At 37.6% G+C, this 18,357-nt stretch carries 13 protein-coding genes; 8 read left to right on the plus strand and 5 right to left on the minus strand.

The window, feature by feature from the left end:
* Nucleotide 1 precedes the first annotated feature (1 nt).
* Nucleotides 2-1,033, plus strand: a complete 1,032-nt coding sequence (locus ACZ1AQ_RS13175) for an iron chelate uptake ABC transporter family permease subunit (RefSeq protein WP_489633340.1) — start codon at nucleotides 2-4, stop codon at nucleotides 1,031-1,033.
* Nucleotides 1,033-1,818, plus strand: coding sequence for an ABC transporter ATP-binding protein (locus ACZ1AQ_RS13180; protein ID WP_489633341.1), 786 nt, complete (start codon nucleotides 1,033-1,035; stop codon nucleotides 1,816-1,818). The genes ACZ1AQ_RS13175 and ACZ1AQ_RS13180 overlap by 1 nt, the downstream gene beginning before the upstream one ends.
* 384 nt (nucleotides 1,819-2,202) lie before the next feature.
* Here ACZ1AQ_RS13180 and ACZ1AQ_RS13185 read toward each other — a convergent pair whose 3' ends face one another.
* Both ACZ1AQ_RS13185 and ACZ1AQ_RS13190 read right to left on the minus strand, forming a co-directional pair.
* On the minus strand, nucleotides 2,203-2,667 hold the full coding sequence (locus ACZ1AQ_RS13185; RefSeq protein WP_489633342.1) for a tRNA (cytidine(34)-2'-O)-methyltransferase: 465 nt from the start codon (nucleotides 2,665-2,667) through the stop codon (nucleotides 2,203-2,205).
* A 58-nt stretch (nucleotides 2,668-2,725) separates the two neighbouring features.
* On the minus strand, nucleotides 2,726-3,304 hold the full coding sequence (locus ACZ1AQ_RS13190) for a pseudouridine synthase (RefSeq protein ID WP_489633343.1): 579 nt from the start codon (nucleotides 3,302-3,304) through the stop codon (nucleotides 2,726-2,728).
* A 286-nt stretch (nucleotides 3,305-3,590) separates the two neighbouring features.
* Here ACZ1AQ_RS13190 and ACZ1AQ_RS13195 point away from each other — a divergent pair, with 286 nt between their 5' ends.
* The 6 genes from ACZ1AQ_RS13195 (at nucleotide 3,591) to ACZ1AQ_RS13220 (ending at nucleotide 14,372) form a co-directional block, all read left to right on the plus strand.
* Nucleotides 3,591-4,142, plus strand: a complete 552-nt coding sequence (locus ACZ1AQ_RS13195; protein ID WP_489633344.1) for a phage tail protein — start codon at nucleotides 3,591-3,593, stop codon at nucleotides 4,140-4,142.
* A gap of 41 nt (nucleotides 4,143-4,183) precedes the next feature.
* Nucleotides 4,184-4,738, plus strand: a complete 555-nt coding sequence (locus tag ACZ1AQ_RS13200) for a phage tail protein (protein WP_489633345.1) — start codon at nucleotides 4,184-4,186, stop codon at nucleotides 4,736-4,738.
* 55 nt (nucleotides 4,739-4,793) lie between these two features.
* Nucleotides 4,794-5,942: an ABC transporter substrate-binding protein gene (locus ACZ1AQ_RS13205; protein ID WP_489633346.1), complete on the plus strand. Its 1,149-nt coding sequence runs from the start codon at nucleotides 4,794-4,796 to the stop codon at nucleotides 5,940-5,942.
* 3 nt (nucleotides 5,943-5,945) lie between these two features.
* On the plus strand, nucleotides 5,946-6,884 hold the full coding sequence (locus ACZ1AQ_RS13210) for a methionyl-tRNA formyltransferase (RefSeq protein ID WP_489633347.1): 939 nt from the start codon (nucleotides 5,946-5,948) through the stop codon (nucleotides 6,882-6,884).
* Between the two features lie 51 nt (nucleotides 6,885-6,935).
* Nucleotides 6,936-13,265: an MBG domain-containing protein gene (locus ACZ1AQ_RS13215; protein ID WP_489633348.1), complete on the plus strand. Its 6,330-nt coding sequence runs from the start codon at nucleotides 6,936-6,938 to the stop codon at nucleotides 13,263-13,265.
* A gap of 273 nt (nucleotides 13,266-13,538) precedes the next feature.
* Nucleotides 13,539-14,372, plus strand: a complete 834-nt coding sequence (locus tag ACZ1AQ_RS13220) for an outer membrane beta-barrel protein (protein ID WP_489633349.1) — start codon at nucleotides 13,539-13,541, stop codon at nucleotides 14,370-14,372.
* Between the two features lie 220 nt (nucleotides 14,373-14,592).
* Here the strand turns inward: ACZ1AQ_RS13220 and ACZ1AQ_RS13225 are convergent, their stop codons facing one another.
* The 3 genes from ACZ1AQ_RS13225 to ACZ1AQ_RS13235 form a co-directional block, all read right to left on the minus strand.
* Nucleotides 14,593-15,780, minus strand: coding sequence for an alkaline phosphatase family protein (locus ACZ1AQ_RS13225; RefSeq protein WP_489633350.1), 1,188 nt, complete (start codon nucleotides 15,778-15,780; stop codon nucleotides 14,593-14,595).
* 417 nt (nucleotides 15,781-16,197) lie between these two features.
* Nucleotides 16,198-17,742 (minus strand): hypothetical protein, encoded by a 1,545-nt coding sequence (locus tag ACZ1AQ_RS13230; RefSeq protein ID WP_489633351.1) that lies wholly within the window; start codon nucleotides 17,740-17,742, stop codon nucleotides 16,198-16,200.
* A complete protein-coding gene (locus tag ACZ1AQ_RS13235) occupies nucleotides 17,739-18,293 on the minus strand; it encodes an RNA polymerase sigma factor (RefSeq protein WP_489633352.1) in 555 nt (184 codons plus the stop codon). The genes ACZ1AQ_RS13230 and ACZ1AQ_RS13235 overlap by 4 nt, the downstream gene beginning before the upstream one ends.
* Nucleotides 18,294-18,357: the final 64 nt, after the last annotated feature.

Consider the following 18,357-nt stretch of genomic DNA (forward strand, 5'->3'; position numbering starts at 1 on the left):
ATTGAGGTCTTCCTTTAAACATAGTATTCTTTTTATAACCTTATGCATAGGATTGTTTGGGCTGTTTGTAGGCAACATTTGTTATGGCTCTATCGCTATTCCTGCTAAAGAAGTTTTGAAAAGTTTGCTGGGACAAACCGCTTCCAAAGACACTTGGGAATACATCATCTTACATTATCGTTTGCCCAAAGCGATTACGGCTGTAATGGTTGGTATGGGATTATCAATGAGTGGTCTGTTGATGCAAACGTTGTTTAGAAATCCAATGGCTGGACCCTATGTTTTGGGATTGAGTTCTGGGGCAAGTTTGGGTGTGGCTTTTGTAATTTTGGGTGCTAGTTTTATGCCTTCTTTTTTAATTCCTTTGTTACTTTCTAACTATGGTATTGTTTTAGCTTCGACTATTGGAAGCAGTAGCGTACTATTACTAGTTCTCATTGTATCGCAACGTTTACGAGATACTATGGCGATACTCATTATTGGCCTTATGTTTGGCAGCTTAACCTCTGCCATTGTTGGGACACTCACCTATTTTAGTTCGGCAGAGCAATTGCAAAAATTCACCTTCTGGTCGTTGGGAAATTTAGGAAATTTATCTTGGGAATCGGTTTGGATTTTGAGTCTTTGTGTAGGAATTGGACTGGTTCTAAGTGCCTTTAGCATCAAACCGCTTAATGCTTTGCTTTTGGGTGAAAATTACGCCAAGAGTATGGGGCTCAACTACAACAAAGCGAGATTGATTATTATTTTTGCCACTAGTATACTAGCCGGAAGCATTACCGCTTTTGCCGGTCCGATTGCTTTTGTGGGATTAGCCGTTCCTCATATCGCCAAATTGACCTTTCAAACCAGTAATCACCGCGTGCTTTTTTGGAGTACACTCCTTTTTGGAGCCGGCATTATGTTGGTTTGCGATATATTTACTCAAGTCCCCGGCACCGAAGTGAGTCTACCCATTAATGCGGTGACATCTATCTTAGGGGCTCCTGTGGTAATTTGGCTATTAGTTAGAAAACAAAAAATGATGGGCTAATGGAACACACTATCATCCTTCAAACCCAATCGATAAGCATTGGTTATCAGAGCAAAAAAGTAAGCCCTCTTGTTGCTAAAAATGTTTCTATTGCGCTAAAAAAAGGAAAACTAACGGCTTTGATTGGTGCCAACGGCATTGGAAAATCGACACTTTTAAAAACCATTACTGGAATTCAAAAACCTCTTGAGGGTGACGTTTTATTACACGGTAAAAATATAGCAACCTACAGCGCTTCCAATTTATCACAAGAAATGAGTTTGGTTTTGACCGAAAAATTACCTCCCAGTAATTTGACGGTATATGAATTGGTAGCTCTAGGACGTCAACCTTACACCAATTGGATTGGCACCTTGACCGAGGAAGATAAAATTCAAGTTGAAAAAGCATTGTCACTTACTCAAATCAGTCATTTGGCCGATAAAAAGCATTATCAAATTAGTGATGGGCAATTGCAAAAAGTACTAATTGCACGCGCCTTAGCTCAGGATACGCCTTTAATTATTTTGGATGAGCCCACGACGCACTTGGATTTACTACACAAAGTTTCGCTATTGAAGTTACTTAAAAAGCTCACCCACGAAACGGGAAAATGTATTCTTTTCTCGACTCACGATATCGATATGGCTATTCAATTGAGCGACGAAATGATTATTATGACGCCTGAAACCGTAGTGCAAGATGAACCTTGTAATTTGATTACAAAAGGAAGTTTCAACACGCTTTTTAAAGATGAGCATATTGTTTTTGATGCTGAAAAAGGGAAGTTTGTGATTAGTGGTTAACACAAAACTTGAGATAAAACATATAAGTCATCGAAGTTTTTATGAATTGGAATGCTTATTTTGAACCATATAAGTCAAATAAGGGCATAGAAGTTTTGTTTTGAAATCTATAGCTGAAAAAATTCAAACACAAAGATTCACAAAGAAGACACTAAGCACACTAACAGTTAAACAATTGCTATAAATCCATTTTATCCATGCAATCCGTGGCAAAAAAGTTTAACCACTAAGTGCGCAAAGAGTTTACGCAAAAGGCGCAAAAACAAATAAATAACTTTGTGTTGCTTCGTGCCTACTTTGTGTTTCTTTGTGGTAAAAAAACCGCTAAGCACGCAAATAGTAACAGCTCAAAAAAACTGAACACTAACAACTGTAAACTGCTAACTATTTTTTGCCCAATGAAAGCTGTCTTCTTGCCTCACCCACTACAAAGGCAACTGAATTAGCAATATTAAAACTACGAATCAAGGGAGACATAGGGATTTTTAATTGATTTTCTTTGGCGAACAAATTCAATACTTCTTGACTCAAGCCTACGCTTTCTTTGCCAAAAACCAACCAATCTTCGTCTTGAAATTCGATATTCAAATAGGAATGCTCTGCGTGAGAACTCATCAAAAAGACTCTCGAAGTATCAGGCACCACCTTTAACCATTCGGCTACATTTTGATATTCCGTAACATCCAAATGTACCCAATAATCCAGTCCTGATCGTTTCAAATTTTTATCATTAATTACAAAACCAAAAGGGTGAATGAGATGCAGCCGACTTTCGGTACCAACACATAAGCGACCAATGTTACCAGTATTATTAGGGATTTCGGGTTCGACGAGTACGATGTTTAACATTTTTAAAATTTAGGATTTGAGATTATAGATTTAGGATTTGGGTTTTGGGATTTGGGATTTAGGAAGTAGCTATTTCAAAACTCTTTACTTCACGTACTTCGCCTGCTTGTAAATTGTCTAATTGTACTGCTCCGATTCGGACGCGAACCAAACGCAAGGTTGGAAAACCTACAGCAGCCGTCATTTTGCGCACTTGACGAAATTTACCTTCATTGACAATAATCGATGCCCACGAAGTGGGACCGTGGCGTTCGTCTCTAATTTTCTTGCCACGTGGGCCAAAATTAGGGATTTCAGTCAAAATAAAAGCTTCGCAAGGCTTGGTTATATATTTGGTACCGTTGAAACCTATTTCAACTCCTTTTTTGATTTGCTCAATGGCTTCGGGAGTGATTATACCATCCACTTGAACATAATATTCTTTATCCACTTTCTTACTTCTAATTTGCTCACTGACTTTTCCGTCTGTTGTCAACAATAGCAATCCTTCCGAATCTTCGTCTAAACGACCGATTGCCATCGTACCTTCTGGAAAATTGTATAGTTCTCCTAGTAAACGTTTCTTTCGTTTCAGTTCATAAATAAACTGACTAAGATAGCCGTAGGGTTTGTGAAGGAGAAAATGATAGTGGGACATTATGTTTTTCTTAAAAAAAACAAAGATAGTTTTGTTTTTGAGTTTTTTAAAGCATTACACTTTAAAGAGAATATTTACAATAAAAAATTTCATGACATAGAATTATTCTCTCATGTCATTTTTTTCTTTAACTATTTCATTTCTAGGCTATTTTTGAAAACACAAAATATTTCAAAAAATAATTTTAAGAATAGTCGTATTTAAAATATATTAAATATTATTTTATAACTTTATACAACAATTAACTGAAATACAATTACTTAATAAACCATTTAACAAAAAAACTATGTCTACAGAACCATTTATTGGAGAAATTAAAATTTTTGGATTTGATTTCGCCCCAAGGAATTACCTGCTTTGTGCAGGTCAACTTCTTCCCATCTCAACTAATACGGCTTTATTTTCTTTATTAGGAACCAATTATGGCGGAAATGGTATCCAAAATTTTGGATTACCAGATTTATGTGGCAGAGTTGCCAATAGTCAAGGAAGCTTTAATCAGCAACCCTATTCGATGGGGCAACTAGCGGGAACTCCAACTACAACACTTTTAAGCAGTAATATGGCTATGCACACGCACCCCGCAGAAGGAATAACTGTCTCAGAACCAGTCGCTGCTAATAGTGGTGATACCGATAGTCCTGTAAATGCATTTTTACCTAAAACAGAAACCGATTTCTATTCATCTGTTGCTACTCCAGGAAGCCATTATGGTTATATACAAGCATCTGGACAAACAGGAATAACAGGATCAGGTACATCTTTCTCTGTAATGAATCCGTATTTAGTAATCAACTATTCGATAGCAATCTATGGCATTTTCCCCAGTAGAAATTAAACCAATAATATTAACATATAACTTTAAAACTATTTAAAAACATGTCTACAGAACCTTTTATTGGCGAAATTAAAATTTTCGCATTTGACTTCGCACCAGTTGGATATGCATATTGTGCAGGACAAACAATTGCAATTTCACAAAATACAGCGCTATTTGCCCTTATAGGAACAATTTATGGAGGTAACGGACAAACCACTTTTATGCTTCCTAATTTACAAGGAAGAATGCCTATTGGACAAGGACAAGGACCTGGGCTACCTCAATACAATATTGGGGAACAAGCGGGTACTACAACAGTTACATTAACTACTAACAATTTACCCCCTCACGTTCACTCAGCGCAAGGAATTGTTGTTAATATGCCTGTGGCTACTACTGGAGGAGACACAGACTCCCCTGCTGGAGCATTTTTAGCGCAAGCCACAGGAGATTTTTACTCATCTGTTGCTACTCCTGGTAACCAATATGGCGCATTGACTGTTTCGGGTCAAACAGGAATTTCAGGTAATGGATCTCCATTTAGTATTATGAATCCATACCTAACATTAAATTATTGTATTGCCACACAAGGGATATTCCCAAGTAGAAACTAATTATTTTTTTAAAGAGGGAGTTTACTAAAACTTCCTCTTTTTTATCATTCTAATTATGCAAAAAGTTGGTTTTTTATTACCTAGGTCTAGTTTTTATGACACCATAGGTTTTGATTTATTTGAAGGTTTACGCTCAGGATTACAACATATCGGAAAAAATGATGTAAAAATAATCATTGAGAATATAAGTTTTGGAGCCGATAAACAACAGTGTTATCGCAGTGCTGAAAAACTATTGTTAGAAGAGAATGTAGATATTGTAGTCGCGTATATTGGACATCGAATGGCTGAATTGCTAAAACCACTTTTTTTAGCAGCTAATAAAATTCTATTAGTTTTAGATTCTGGAGCTAGTATGCCACAAGAATGGCCTACTTGCCCTTCTATATTTTATCACTCAGTTCAAAATGCGTTTGGTGCTTGGTTAACTGCTCAAAAAGCAGTAAAAGAGGGATACCAAACTGGCGGAATGGTAACCAATTACTATGATGGTGGCTATCTACATACCTACAGTATTACAAAAGGCTATGAATGGGCAAAAGGAACAATTTGTTTTAATCATGCTACTGGATTTAAGGCAGAAGACTTTACTATGAAACCTTTACAAAACCATCTCGACCAACATCCTAATAGTGCCTTATTAAGCCTATTTAGTGGAGACTTTACACAATGGTACTTTGCCGAACTAAAGAAATGGTTTGAAAATCAAGATATTCCTGTATACTTATCGCCTTTTGGATTAGAAGAAACCATGTTAGACAATGCGGTTTTTGCAAGCAATAAAATAGGTGGTATAGCTGCTTGGTCAAGAAACATAGACACAAAAGAGAATAAAGTTTTTATGGAAACTATTAATGAAGCTGGTCGAAAAGCGAACCTTTTCTCCTTATTAGGATGGGAAAGTGCTTCTATAATTACTAAAACTTTAGAACTTCTTGATATCCATAAAAACAATACATTGTCGTTATCCAATGCGCTACTGGCTTTTGAATTTGAAAGCCCAAGAGGTAAGATTGGCTTTGATTCTAAAACTAATACAACTGTAAGCCCATTATATGATGTAACTGTAAAAGAAAATAAGGGGCATTGCGAAATTGTTGTAAATGGTAAAATAGAAAATATTAAAGGTGAATTTGAAACATTTTCTACTTTAAATCTTGAACATGCTATTTCTGCTTGGTTCAATAGCTATACTTGTAATTAGACTATGGAAGAAGTTAATAAAAAAATAGTAATACTTTGTGGCGGCAAATTTGCTTTTAAAGCCATACAAGTGCTGGCTAATGAAAAATTTTTATATGGAGTTGGGATTGGCAAAGGGAATCAATTAGTGGTAAACACTTTGGAAAGAGAATGTGAAAATAATGGCATCCACTTTCAATCCTTTGAGAATAAAAAAAAGATACAAAGCATGAGAGAATGGTTAGATACCATACAACCAGACTATATCTTTTCACTTTCATTTCCTTATTTATTGTCAGAGGATATTTTGGCATATGGTCACGAAAAATTCATCAACTTTCATCCGGGCAAACTTCCACAATATAGAGGTCCAATGCCTATTTTTGAAGCGCTACGCAATCAAGAAAAACAAACTGCCATTTGTGTTCATTTTATGAATTCAAAATTTGATGAAGGTAATATCATATTCAATGATCCTATTACTATTCTTCCCCAAGAAACTTATGGAAAACTTGCCGTACGTATGAGCTCAAGACTTGCACAAGTCGCTATAAACGTAGCTAATATGGTGCAATTTGCGAGTAAAATCCCTAGCATTCCCCAAGAAGATGAAAGCTCTTGTTATTATGAAAAACCTGAACTTATGGATACCTACATTCAATGGAGAAATATGGATGCCACTCAAATTATTGCACTTATAAACGCTTGTAACCCATGGAATGGTGGTGCTGACACCAGATTACAGGGAGAACAAATGAAAATTATTTCTGCAAACATTTTAGAAGAAACGCATAATAACTTGCCACCTGGAAGTATCCTTTCTATCCAAAAAGAAGGTAGCATTCAAGTAGCTTGTATCGAAAACCAACAAATTGAAATAAAACTACTCAGTTCCGATGAAGGAATTATGAGTGCTGAAGATTTTAAAGTGAATCGAAATTTAACTTTATATTCATTCAACTAAACATATCTTAATGAATATCAATGAAGTTTATAATAATTTAAACTAACTCCTATGAAACAAAAAATTACTTTGTTGGTCGCTTTATTACTATTTTGCTTTGCGGCTCAAGCGCAAGTGCAATTTTGGAGTGACACTTTTGAGAGTGGGTTACCGTCCAGCGGGACGCGAACCCCTGAAGAAAATGGAGGCACCACTTCACCAAGTACTGCCTATTTTAAACTAACCGATGGTTCTACTATATCACAAGTAGTTCCGTTTACTGGTAAGGAAGGCACCAATTATTGGGCTGGTGAAGACCACAACGCTGTTGGAACTGGGTTTGCTGCGAGTGGTGCTGAAGGAGCTGCATCGAATAGCTCTAATAACGAACTACAAATATTATGGTCAAACATTAATATAAGTGGTAAAACTGGTTTGAGTTTTAAAGGATTATTAGCAGCAAATAGTACTAACGAACCTTGGGATAATACTCAAGCTTGTAATAGTGGTGTAGGAACAACCAATACTGATTACATTATCATTGAATACAGTATAGACGGAGGGCCTTACACTAGTTTGATACGTTTTTTCAACAGAGGAAGTGCCAGTGGTGTAGGAGACAAATATCTTTTTGAAGATACAGATGGCAATGGTTGTGGAGATGGAACCCAATTAACCAATGCATTTAATGAATTTACTAAGTCTATTTCGGGTACAGGTACCACAATGAACTTATTAATCCGTGTTTTTTCTGAAGGTTCAAATGAAGAATGGGGTATAGATAACTTCCGTTTGTTTTCTACACCCGCCTGTACTGCTCCAGTGATAACTACACAACCTAGTAATACTACAGTTTGTAATAATGGTAACACAACCTTTACCCTAGCTGCAACTGGAGCTACTGCTTATCAATGGCAGGTCGATACGGGTTCTGGTTTTACAGATATTACTGACGGTGGTGTTTATTCGAATGCAACAACAAGCACTTTAACAATCACAGGAGCAACTTCTGGTATGAACGGTTTTTCATATCGCTGTGTGGCTAAGGATGGTTCTTGTAGTACCAATTCAAGTTCAGGATTATTATCCGTAACTACGATTACTTTAACAGCAGCATCTCAAACAAACGTTGCTTGTAATGGTGGCTCAACTGGAGCCGCAACAGTAAATGCTGCTACAGGAGGTGTAGGTCCATATACTTACAACTGGACACCAGGAAACCCTACAGGAGACGGAACGACTTCTGTAACAGGATTGACAGTAGGTACTTGGACTTGTACCGTAACCGATGCAAATGGATGTTCTAGTTCAAGAAATTTTACTATTACCCAACCAACTGCTTTAACAGTTACTGCAGCTTCTCAAACCAATGTGTCTTGTAATGGTGGCTCTAATGGAGCGGCATCTATCAATACACCAACGGGGGGTGCTGGTGGATATACTTATAATTGGACACCAGGAAATCCAACTGGAGATGGAACCACTTCTGTAACTGGTTTAACAGTGGGAACTTGGACTTGTACCGTAACCGATGCAAATGGCTGTTCTACTTCAAGAAATTTTACTATAACACAACCAACTGCTTTAACAGCTACTGCGGCTTCGCAAACCAATGTATCTTGTAATGGCGGCTCTAACGGAGCAGCATCTATCAATACACCAACAGGTGGCGCTGGTGGATACACTTATAATTGGACACCAGGAAATCCTACCGGAGATGGAACCACTTCTGTAACTGGTTTAACAGCTGGAACTTGGACTTGCACCATTACCGATGCCAATAGCTGTACTACTGCTGTTAATTTTACTATTACACAACCAACAGTAATATCCCTTACCGCTGCATCCCAAATTAATGTCTCTTGCAATGGACTTGCGAATGGTGCTGCAACTGTAAATGCTGCTACAGGAGGAGCTGGAGGATATACTTATAACTGGACGCCTGGAAACCCTACAGGAGATGGAACTACTTCCGTAACTGGCTTAACAGCAGGAACTTGGACTTGTACCGTAACCGATGCAAATGGATGTTCTACTTCAAGAAATTTTACTATTACACAACCAACAACTTTAACAGCTACTGCGGCTTCGCAAACCAATGTGTCTTGTAATGGCGGCTCTAACGGAGCGGCATCTATCAATACACCAACAGGTGGAGCTGGTGGATACGCTTATAATTGGACACCGGGAAATCCTACTGGAGATGGAACCGCATCTGTAACTGGTTTAACAGCTGGAACTTGGACTTGTACTATAACAGACGCTAATAACTGTACTACTGCTGTTAACTTTACCATTACACAACCAACTGCTTTAACAGCTACTGCGGCTTCGCAAACCAATGTATCTTGTAATGGAGGCTCTAATGGAGCAGCATCTATCAATACACCAACAGGTGGTGCTGGTGGATACACTTATAATTGGACACCGGGAAATCCTAATGGAGATGGAACCGCTTCTGTAACTGGTTTAACAGCCGGAACTTGGACTTGTACTATAACCGACGCTAATAACTGTACTACTGCTGTTAACTTTACCATCACCGAACCAACAGCTTTAACAGCTACTGCGGCTTCACAAACCAATGTGTCTTGTAATGGCGGCTCTAACGGAGCGGCATCTATCAATACACCAACAGGGGGCGCTGGTGGATACACTTACAATTGGACACCAGGAAATCCTACTGGAGATGGAACCGCTTCTGTAACTGGTTTAACAGCCGGAACTTGGACTTGTACTATAACCGACGCTAATAACTGTACTACTGCTGTTAACTTTACTATTACTGAACCAACAGCTTTAACAGCTACTGCGGCTTCACAAACCAATGTGTCTTGTAATGGCGGCTCTAACGGAGCGGCATCTATCAATACACCAACGGGTGGAGCTGGTGGATACACTTACAATTGGACACCGGGAAATCCTACTGGAGATGGAACCACTTCTGTAACTGGTTTAACAGCGGGAACTTGGACTTGCACCATTACCGATGCCAATAGCTGTACTACTGCTGTTAACTTTACCATCACGGAACCAACAGCAATTTCCCTTACCGCAGCAGCACAAACCAATGTCTCTTGCAATGGTGGAACTAATGGAGCAGCATCTGTAAATACGGCTACAGGAGGCAGTGGAAACTATACTTATAACTGGACGCCTGGAAACCCTACAGGAGATGGAACTACTTCCGTAACTGGCTTAACAGCGGGAATTTGGACATGTACAGTAACGGACAATACTACTGGTTGTTCAACTTCAAGAAATTTTACCATTACACAACCAACTGCTTTAACAGCTACTGCGGCTTCGCAAACCAATGTGTCTTGTAATGGCGGCTCTAACGGAGCAGCATCTATCAATACACCAACAGGTGGAGCTGGTGGATACACTTATAATTGGACACCGGGAAATCCTACTGGAGATGGAACCGCTTCTGTAACTGGTTTAACAGCTGGAACTTGGACTTGTACTATAACCGACGCTAATAACTGTACTACTGCTGTTAACTTTACCATCACCGAACCAACAGCTTTAACAGCTACTGCGGCTTCGCAAACCAATGTATCTTGTAATGGCAGCTCTAATGGAGCAGCATCTATCAATACACCAACAGGTGGCGCTGGTGGATATACTTATAATTGGACACCGGGGAATCCTACTGGAGATGGAACCGCTTCTGTAACTGGTTTAACAGCCGGAACTTGGACTTGTACTATAACCGACGCTAATAACTGTACTACCGCTGTTAACTTTACTATTACTGAACCAACAGCTTTAACAGCTACTGCGGCTTCACAAACCAATATGTCTTGTAATGGCGGCTCTAACGGAGCGGCATCTATCAATACACCAACAGGTGGCGCTGGTGGATACACTTACAATTGGACACCAGGAAATCCTACTGGAGATGGAACCGCTTCTGTAACTGGTTTAACAGCCGGAACTTGGACTTGTACCATAACCGACGCTAATAACTGTACTACTGCTGTTAACTTTACCATCACCGAACCAACAGCAATTTCCCTTACCGCAGCAGCACAAACCAATGTCTCTTGCAATGGTGGAACTAATGGAGCAGCATCTATCAATACACCAACGGGTGGCGCTGGTGGATACACTTATAATTGGACACCTGGCAACCCAACAGGAGATGGAACCACTTCTGTAACTGGTTTAACAGCCGGAACTTGGACTTGCACCATAACCGATGCCAATGGATGTTCTACTTCGCAAGACTTTACTATCACAGAACCTATGCCAATTGATTTCTCAACAACCATTTTGTCTGGTTATGATTATAATATTGGATATAGTCAAACTATAGTAACTACAAGAGGAACAGGAACTAAAACGTATGCAGTTACGGCAGGTAGTTTGCCATCTGGTTTTTCGCTATCAACAACTGGACAAATAACTGGTACTTCAACTCAAATTACAGATAGTAATTTTACGGTTACCGCTACTGATGCTAATAATTGTACTGCTACCTATAATTATGTGCTGAAATTAAATCAAATCCCAATTACCGTAACTGTAGCGCCTTCTCAAACTAAAGTATACGGGGAGAGTGATCCTGTTTTTACTTATACCGTTTCACCAAATTTACTTGCTGGAGATTCATTTACTGGAGCCTTAACAAGAGTTAGTGGTGAAGATATTGGTAATTATGCTATTAGTCAAGGTTCACTTTCAGCTGGATCTAAATATTTAATTACTTTCGTTGGCGCTAACTTTACTATTACGGCAAAACCAATTACAGTAACAGCAACTCCATCGCAAACAAAAGTTTATGGAACAACAGATCCCGTTTTTGCTTATACCACTTCACCAAGTTTAGTAAGTGGTGATTCCTTTACTGGGTCTTTAACCAGAGTTGCAGGGGAGAATATCGGAACTTATACTATTAACCAAGGAAGTTTAAGTGCTGGATCTAATTATAGTATTACTTATGTAAGTAAGGATTTTGTGATCACCGCCAAACCTATTACAGTAACAGCAACTCCAACGCAAACAAAAGTTTATGGAACAACAGATCCCGTTTTTGCTTATACCACTTCACCAAGTTTAGTAGGTGGTGATTCTTTCATTGGAGCTTTAACAAGAACTGCTGGAGAGAACATTGGAAACTATCCAATCACACAAGGAAGTTTAAGTGCTGGATCTAATTATAGCATTACTTATGTAAGTAAGGATTTTGTTATCACCGCCAAACCTATTACAGTAACGGCCGATGCTTCACAAACCAAAGTATATGGAACGGCAAATCCTATTTACTCTTATACTTTTTCGCCAAGTTTAGTAAGTGGTGATTCTTTCATTGGAGCTTTAACCAGAACTGCTGGAGAGAACATTGGAAACTATCCAATCACACAAGGAAGTTTAAGTGCTGGATCTAATTATAGCATTACTTATATAAGCAAAGATTTTACTATTACGGCAAAACCGATCACAGTAACAGCAAATGCTTCACAAACCAAAGTATATGGTACAACAGACCCTATTTTTGCTTATACTGTTTCTCCGAGTTTAGTAAATGGCGATTCATTCACTGGGACTTTAACAAGAGCTACTGGTGAAAACGTTGGCGTTTATGCTATAACACAAGGCTCCTTGAGCGCGGGTGGAAATTATACTATTACCTATAATGGCTCCGATTTTACTATTACAAAAGCTGATCAAGTAATTACTTGGAATCAGACTTTGGAATTAGGTTGTAATGGAGAAACTAGTCTTGTTTTGACTGCTGTCAGCAATAGTGGTTTAGCCATAAATTATACCTCTTCTAACACGGCTATTGCTAGTGTTTCAAATAATTCATTATTTTTCCAAAATTACGGATCCGCAACCATAACGGCTTCGCAACCAGGTAATATGAATTACAATGCAGCCTCAACTGTAGTCCGACAAGCTGTAACGCGTCAACCTAACCTGATTAGAAAACAATTTGAAAACATTATTTTCTTTGACAATAGTTCTAGGAGTTTTAAAGCCTATAGCTGGTATAAAAATGGGGTTTTAGTTCCGAATCAAACGTCACAATATTTCAAAGAAAGTGGTGCCTTGAATGGTACTTATTATGCTGTAGCCACAAAATTAGACGGAACATTAATTACAACTTGTCCGTTGACTTTATCTCCTTCAGGGGAGGATGAGTATATAAGAATTGTTCCAAACCCTGTTAGTAGTAATGCGAATTTCCAATTACTGACGAATATTAGTCCAAACAAATTACAAAATGCACGTGTTGAGCTCTATAGTTTAACTGGAAACTTGTTGAGCACTATAACAACAAGTCAAAGCACTATTGACATGATAGCTCCAAGTATTGAGGGCATTTATATTATAAAAATGACCTTAGCAAATGGTAAATACTTTACTAAAACCCTTTTAGTAAGAAAATAATTTACAGAATATGACATCCTCATTTTTAATGAATGGGGATGAATTATTCTAATAACAAGTAAAAAATTGCCATTACCAATAAGTTTGTGTGAACTAAAAACTAATAAATAAAAAGTAAACCGAGCGTAGCGAATTGGCGAAACATAACATACAGAAAAGCTGACAAATAAATTTTACATCTATGAAATCGCCATTAACAATAGGTTTGTTGCAAACAAACACGAATAAGAAAAAGCGATACCATATATGACCACTAACAAATAACTTTTATATATGAAATTCAATATTAAAAACATAATTGGAACTATAGTTTTATTCATTTCCCAAGGAGTAGCTGCACAGTTTTATATAGGTATACAGTCTGGAATAGCAGCTATTGAAAGTGATGTTGATGGTATACAGACAAGTAATCGCCTAGGCGGAGCTATAAAAGCAGGTTATATCTACTCTTTAAATACGCATTTTGGTATTGGTTCGGGGCTAGAATTCTCACAATACAAACAAGAAGTTTCTTTGTATCAACCTTCTGCAACACTTTCAAGTATAGAAATTGATGCATCAACTTCAGCATTTATTTATAACGTTACTACAAAGAATTATAAAGAAAGACAAACTTTACATGCCTTGCAAATCCCTCTTTTTATTCAGTATAAAACAACTATTAATAAGGGTATTGAGTTTAATTTTAGAGCTGGAGCTAAATATTTTTTACCTGTAAACTATACCATTAAAGCAACAGCCGATTACGTAAATGGAAGCGCTTACTATCCAGATGTAAACTTGACTATCGATGATTTACCAGAATATGGTTTGGGGCGTCTTGACAATTATTCCTCATCAGGAGAGTATAAAACTAAGGGAATTGTAATGAGTTCTTTCGAATTAGGATTTACATTTGATATGGGAAGTAAGCATTCGTTATATGCGGCTATGTTTCTAGAAAATGGATATGGTACAATTTTAGACCAAAACAAGAATGAATCCTATATTAGCTATAATCCAACATCTACATCTGATAGAAAACCAAATGGCTTGTACAGCACCAATAAAGATGCTGAAATTAAACCTGTAGCTTTTGGTGTAACACTAGGATGGAACTTTAGATAAATTCATTTTTCAAAATAATACGAGGGGTATTGACTCAAAATCAGAGTCTTTTTTTGAAAAATATTAGCTTTCATGGAAGTCAATAACACCAAGACAAAACAGATAAAATCATCATTAGAAAATAGTTTTACCCCTTAAAACAAAAAGCTGTTCTGAAATTACTTTCGAACAGCTTTTTGCGTTAATCGAATAGCGTTGGACTTGATTAACTATTCTAGTACTATTTTAACATCGCTTTTACCTCATCGAAATCGCCATCTATAGCTTCCATTTTTAATCCTAGGATTGCAGCAATTAGCGGATAAACACTAACGTTTCGAAAAGACTTTACTTTTTTGCCTGTTTTAAAGTTAGGTCCTTTGGCATAAAAAATAGCTTGCATGTCTTTCATTTTGTTATTATAACCATGTGTGCCTCCAGTGATTTTTTGATCGGGTTTGTTAACTAAACTATAGCCTGCATCAGCTTCAATAACAAAATCTAACGCTCTGGGATTGGTTCCAAAATGTAGTCGCTTGGGTACTTTATTAGTAGGAAACCATTTGATATGAGGTACTTTTTTTAAGGCATTAGCAATCGAATCTTTATACCCTGTTTTGGCTTCAATACTCATAATCGGGTTGATTACTGCGGCATATCCGTACCACTCTGGTTTGAGATAGTCTAAAATAGTCACTTTTTTGTCATTACTGATGGCTGCCATTCCGTGGTCTGATACTACAATTAGATTAATTTCTTTACCGATTGGAAGTGCGTCTAATTTTTGCATGAGTTGCCCAATGACAGCATCGACTTTTGGAACCATTTTTTTATTTTCTTCTGACAAAGGTCCGTGATTATGTCCTGTTTCATCGGGTTGGTCAAAATATAGCGTAATTAAATGAGGACGCTCTGCTTCGGGCAGATTAAGCCACTCGATTACGGTATTGATTCGGGTTTCGTAACTAACCGATTCGTCGTATTCTTTGAATGTACTTGCGCTTTTAACTCCTGTGTCTGAGCCAGGCCAATAGAAACAAGCGGCTTTAACGCCTTGTTCTTCTGCTAGATTCCAAATAGGATTACCGCCGTAAAATTCACTGTTTTTTTTGGCTTCTGTTTTTAGGGTAAATATTTTTTGAGTGGTTGGATCATAAAAATTGTTATTGACAATTCCGTGATGATCTGGGTATAATCCTGTGGCGATGGAGTAATGATTGGGAAAAGTTTTGGTTGGATAGCTGGGTTGCATGGACTTGGCTTTTACTCCATGTTTGGCCAAACTATCAAGATTGGGTGTTTCAAAATACTTTGGATAATCCCATCTAAATCCATCTAAAGAAACCAAAATTACATATGGTTTTTTTTGCTCTTGCGCTGTCATTCCTAATCCTAACAAAAGGAATAACCCTACCACTATTTTTTTCATATTCTTGTTTTGTGCCGCAAAGATACGATAAGAAATGACAGGGAAAAGTTAGCCTTGATGGCAACGCGTTAAGAATAGATTAATTAACTTTTTGGAGCTGCTTACAAAATAGCACAATTGCTGCTCTTAGCCCCGGTAGGAGCGGCATCCTTTGCCTTTTTTCTTAACCCAGAATCCGCATTAGAAATCTACTACAACTAAATTCTTCTTCAAAACCAAGAACTTACTCCCATTTTTAAATTCAAAATACAAAAGTATTACATCTTCAAAAATAGTCCGTGAGCTCTTGCTTTTATTGAATAATTCAGTTTCGCTACGAAGTCTAATGCGGATTCTGGGTTAAGAAAAAAGGCAAAGATATAGCGGATGACGGGTGTGTGCTAACTGATACGCCCATTGTAACTGCTCCTAAAAAAATTAAAAATCAAAATGCACTCCAAAGTTAAATGACCACTGAAATTGGTTGAAGGATTGCTCTTTTAGCGGGCTACTAAATAGATTCATGCCTGGTTCTACAAACAAATGTGTTTGGGGAAAAACTTTGTATTGAAGAGTACTGCTCAACAAGGTTCCGTACACCATATCGTTGACTTGATTGCTTGCGCCAATGAATTCGCCATTGAGGAAAAACTGATTAGAAACCAGCTTGCCAACGAAACCTCCTGTATTGAGTTGAATGTTGGTTTTACTTTTTTGGAAGAGCACATAAGAAACGGTAAGCGGGATCTCTACATACTTAAGATTTTGTGCTATATCTCCAGATGAAAAAGCCATTGGATTGAATGCCATTGACTTGGTTTGAGCAAGGAAAATATAGTCTGAATTGGTAGAAATAGCGTTTACATCTGATTTTTCTGCCACAATTACGCCATTGATTCCGGCTCCTTGTACCATTTGGTTGTTGTAATACGATACACCTTTTAGTTGTTGTCCTAGTTCGTTAAGTTTTAAACCTGAACCTACAGCCCATTTTTTATTGAGTTTGTAATGGGTTGTCACGCCATAGGTTTTGCCTTGTTGTGCTTCGCTTTTTACCCCAAGGGTTTGTTGATTGTTATAATTTTGAGAAGTATTGACTCCAGCTATAACTTGCATAGACCATTTTGACAAAGTTTGTTGTTTTTTGTCTTGTTTGTCCTTGGGTTCTGGTTCTTGTCCTTTTGCTTTTTGCTCTAAAACGGCTAGCTCTTGCTGAATTTGTATTTGCTCTTTACTATTAGCGTCTGAGTTTACGGCAGCAATGATTGTTTTTTTATTTTCATTTATGTGGCTAACACTACTTGAATTAGAATTGTTTTTTACATCATATTCTAGCGAGCTCTCTTGTCTTTCGCTATTATTTGATGCATTAAAAATGGTCTCGAACTTGGATTGGCTTTGAGGTTCTGTTGCTACAATTGCTGGGTTATTCCCCGATGCATGCGGAATGTGGGAGTTGTTTTTTACTTTTTGTTGAAGGGTAACAAAAGGCGAATAGCTTTCTTCGTTGTTGGACTGCCTTACTCCTATTACCTTTTTTTGACCGCTATTCTTTTGTATATGTTGGCTTGATTTGGATGCCATATTGTTGATGTGAATTGTTGCTGATTCGCTTTCAGAGGCTGGACTTGAAAGGACTATCACTGCATTATGATGCTCTTTCGTGCTTTTGCTTGAAAGACTTGTTGTTGATTTTTTAACTGATGTTGTTTCAGTTGATGAATTTTCTTTGAAAACTACTTTTGAATTGCCATCGGTTACTACCGGATTTGACAAAGGGTTTGATTGGGTTTGAAAAAACAAATAGGCGGGTATACCTAAGCCAACCAACAAGCAGGCTGCAGCAAACCACCAAGCCACTACTTTCTTTTTCTTTTTGGGTGTGTCCAATTCTCTTTCTATAGCATCCCACAATTCTGGTGGCGGTGTGCTAGAGAAATTTTCCATTGAAGAAAACATTGTTTCTATCTTTTCTTTTTTCATGCTATTTTAGAATTAAATGCGGCCAAAATTCTTCTCTTCAGATGGCTTTTAGCTCTATTCAAATTGGATTTCGAGGTGCTTTCTGTAATATTAAGCAATTGAGAAATCTCTTTATGTTTCAGTTTTTCGAATACATACAAGTTGAACACCAATCGGTATTGATCTGGTAAATCTTGTATGTATTCAAGCAACTGCTCTTCGCTAAGAGCGGTACGGTCCATCTCCTCTTCTTCGAAACTTTCGTCTATAGGATCATCGTATACTTCAAGTAAAAAAAGGTTTTTTCTGTTCTTTTTTAAAGTTTCGATGCATTTGTATATAAAAATTCTCTTGAGCCAACCTTCAAAACTTCCTTCAAATTTAAATTGATAAATCTTTTGATAAGCTATAACAAAGGCTTCTTGAAACACATCTTTAGCATCGTCTTCATTTTTCATATACTTCAAACAAAGACCATATAAAACAGGAGCGAACAACTGATAGAGCTTTTGCTGGGCCGCCCTATCGTTTTCAACACATTTTTTAATCAGTATTTCTAAGTTGTCTTTCAATTTGTCTTACACTTATAACTTTTAGGCCTACACTCTTGCAAAAGTAACGTTATTCTTTTTGCCT

The organism is Flavobacterium sp. UM26 (genome assembly GCF_057922445.1).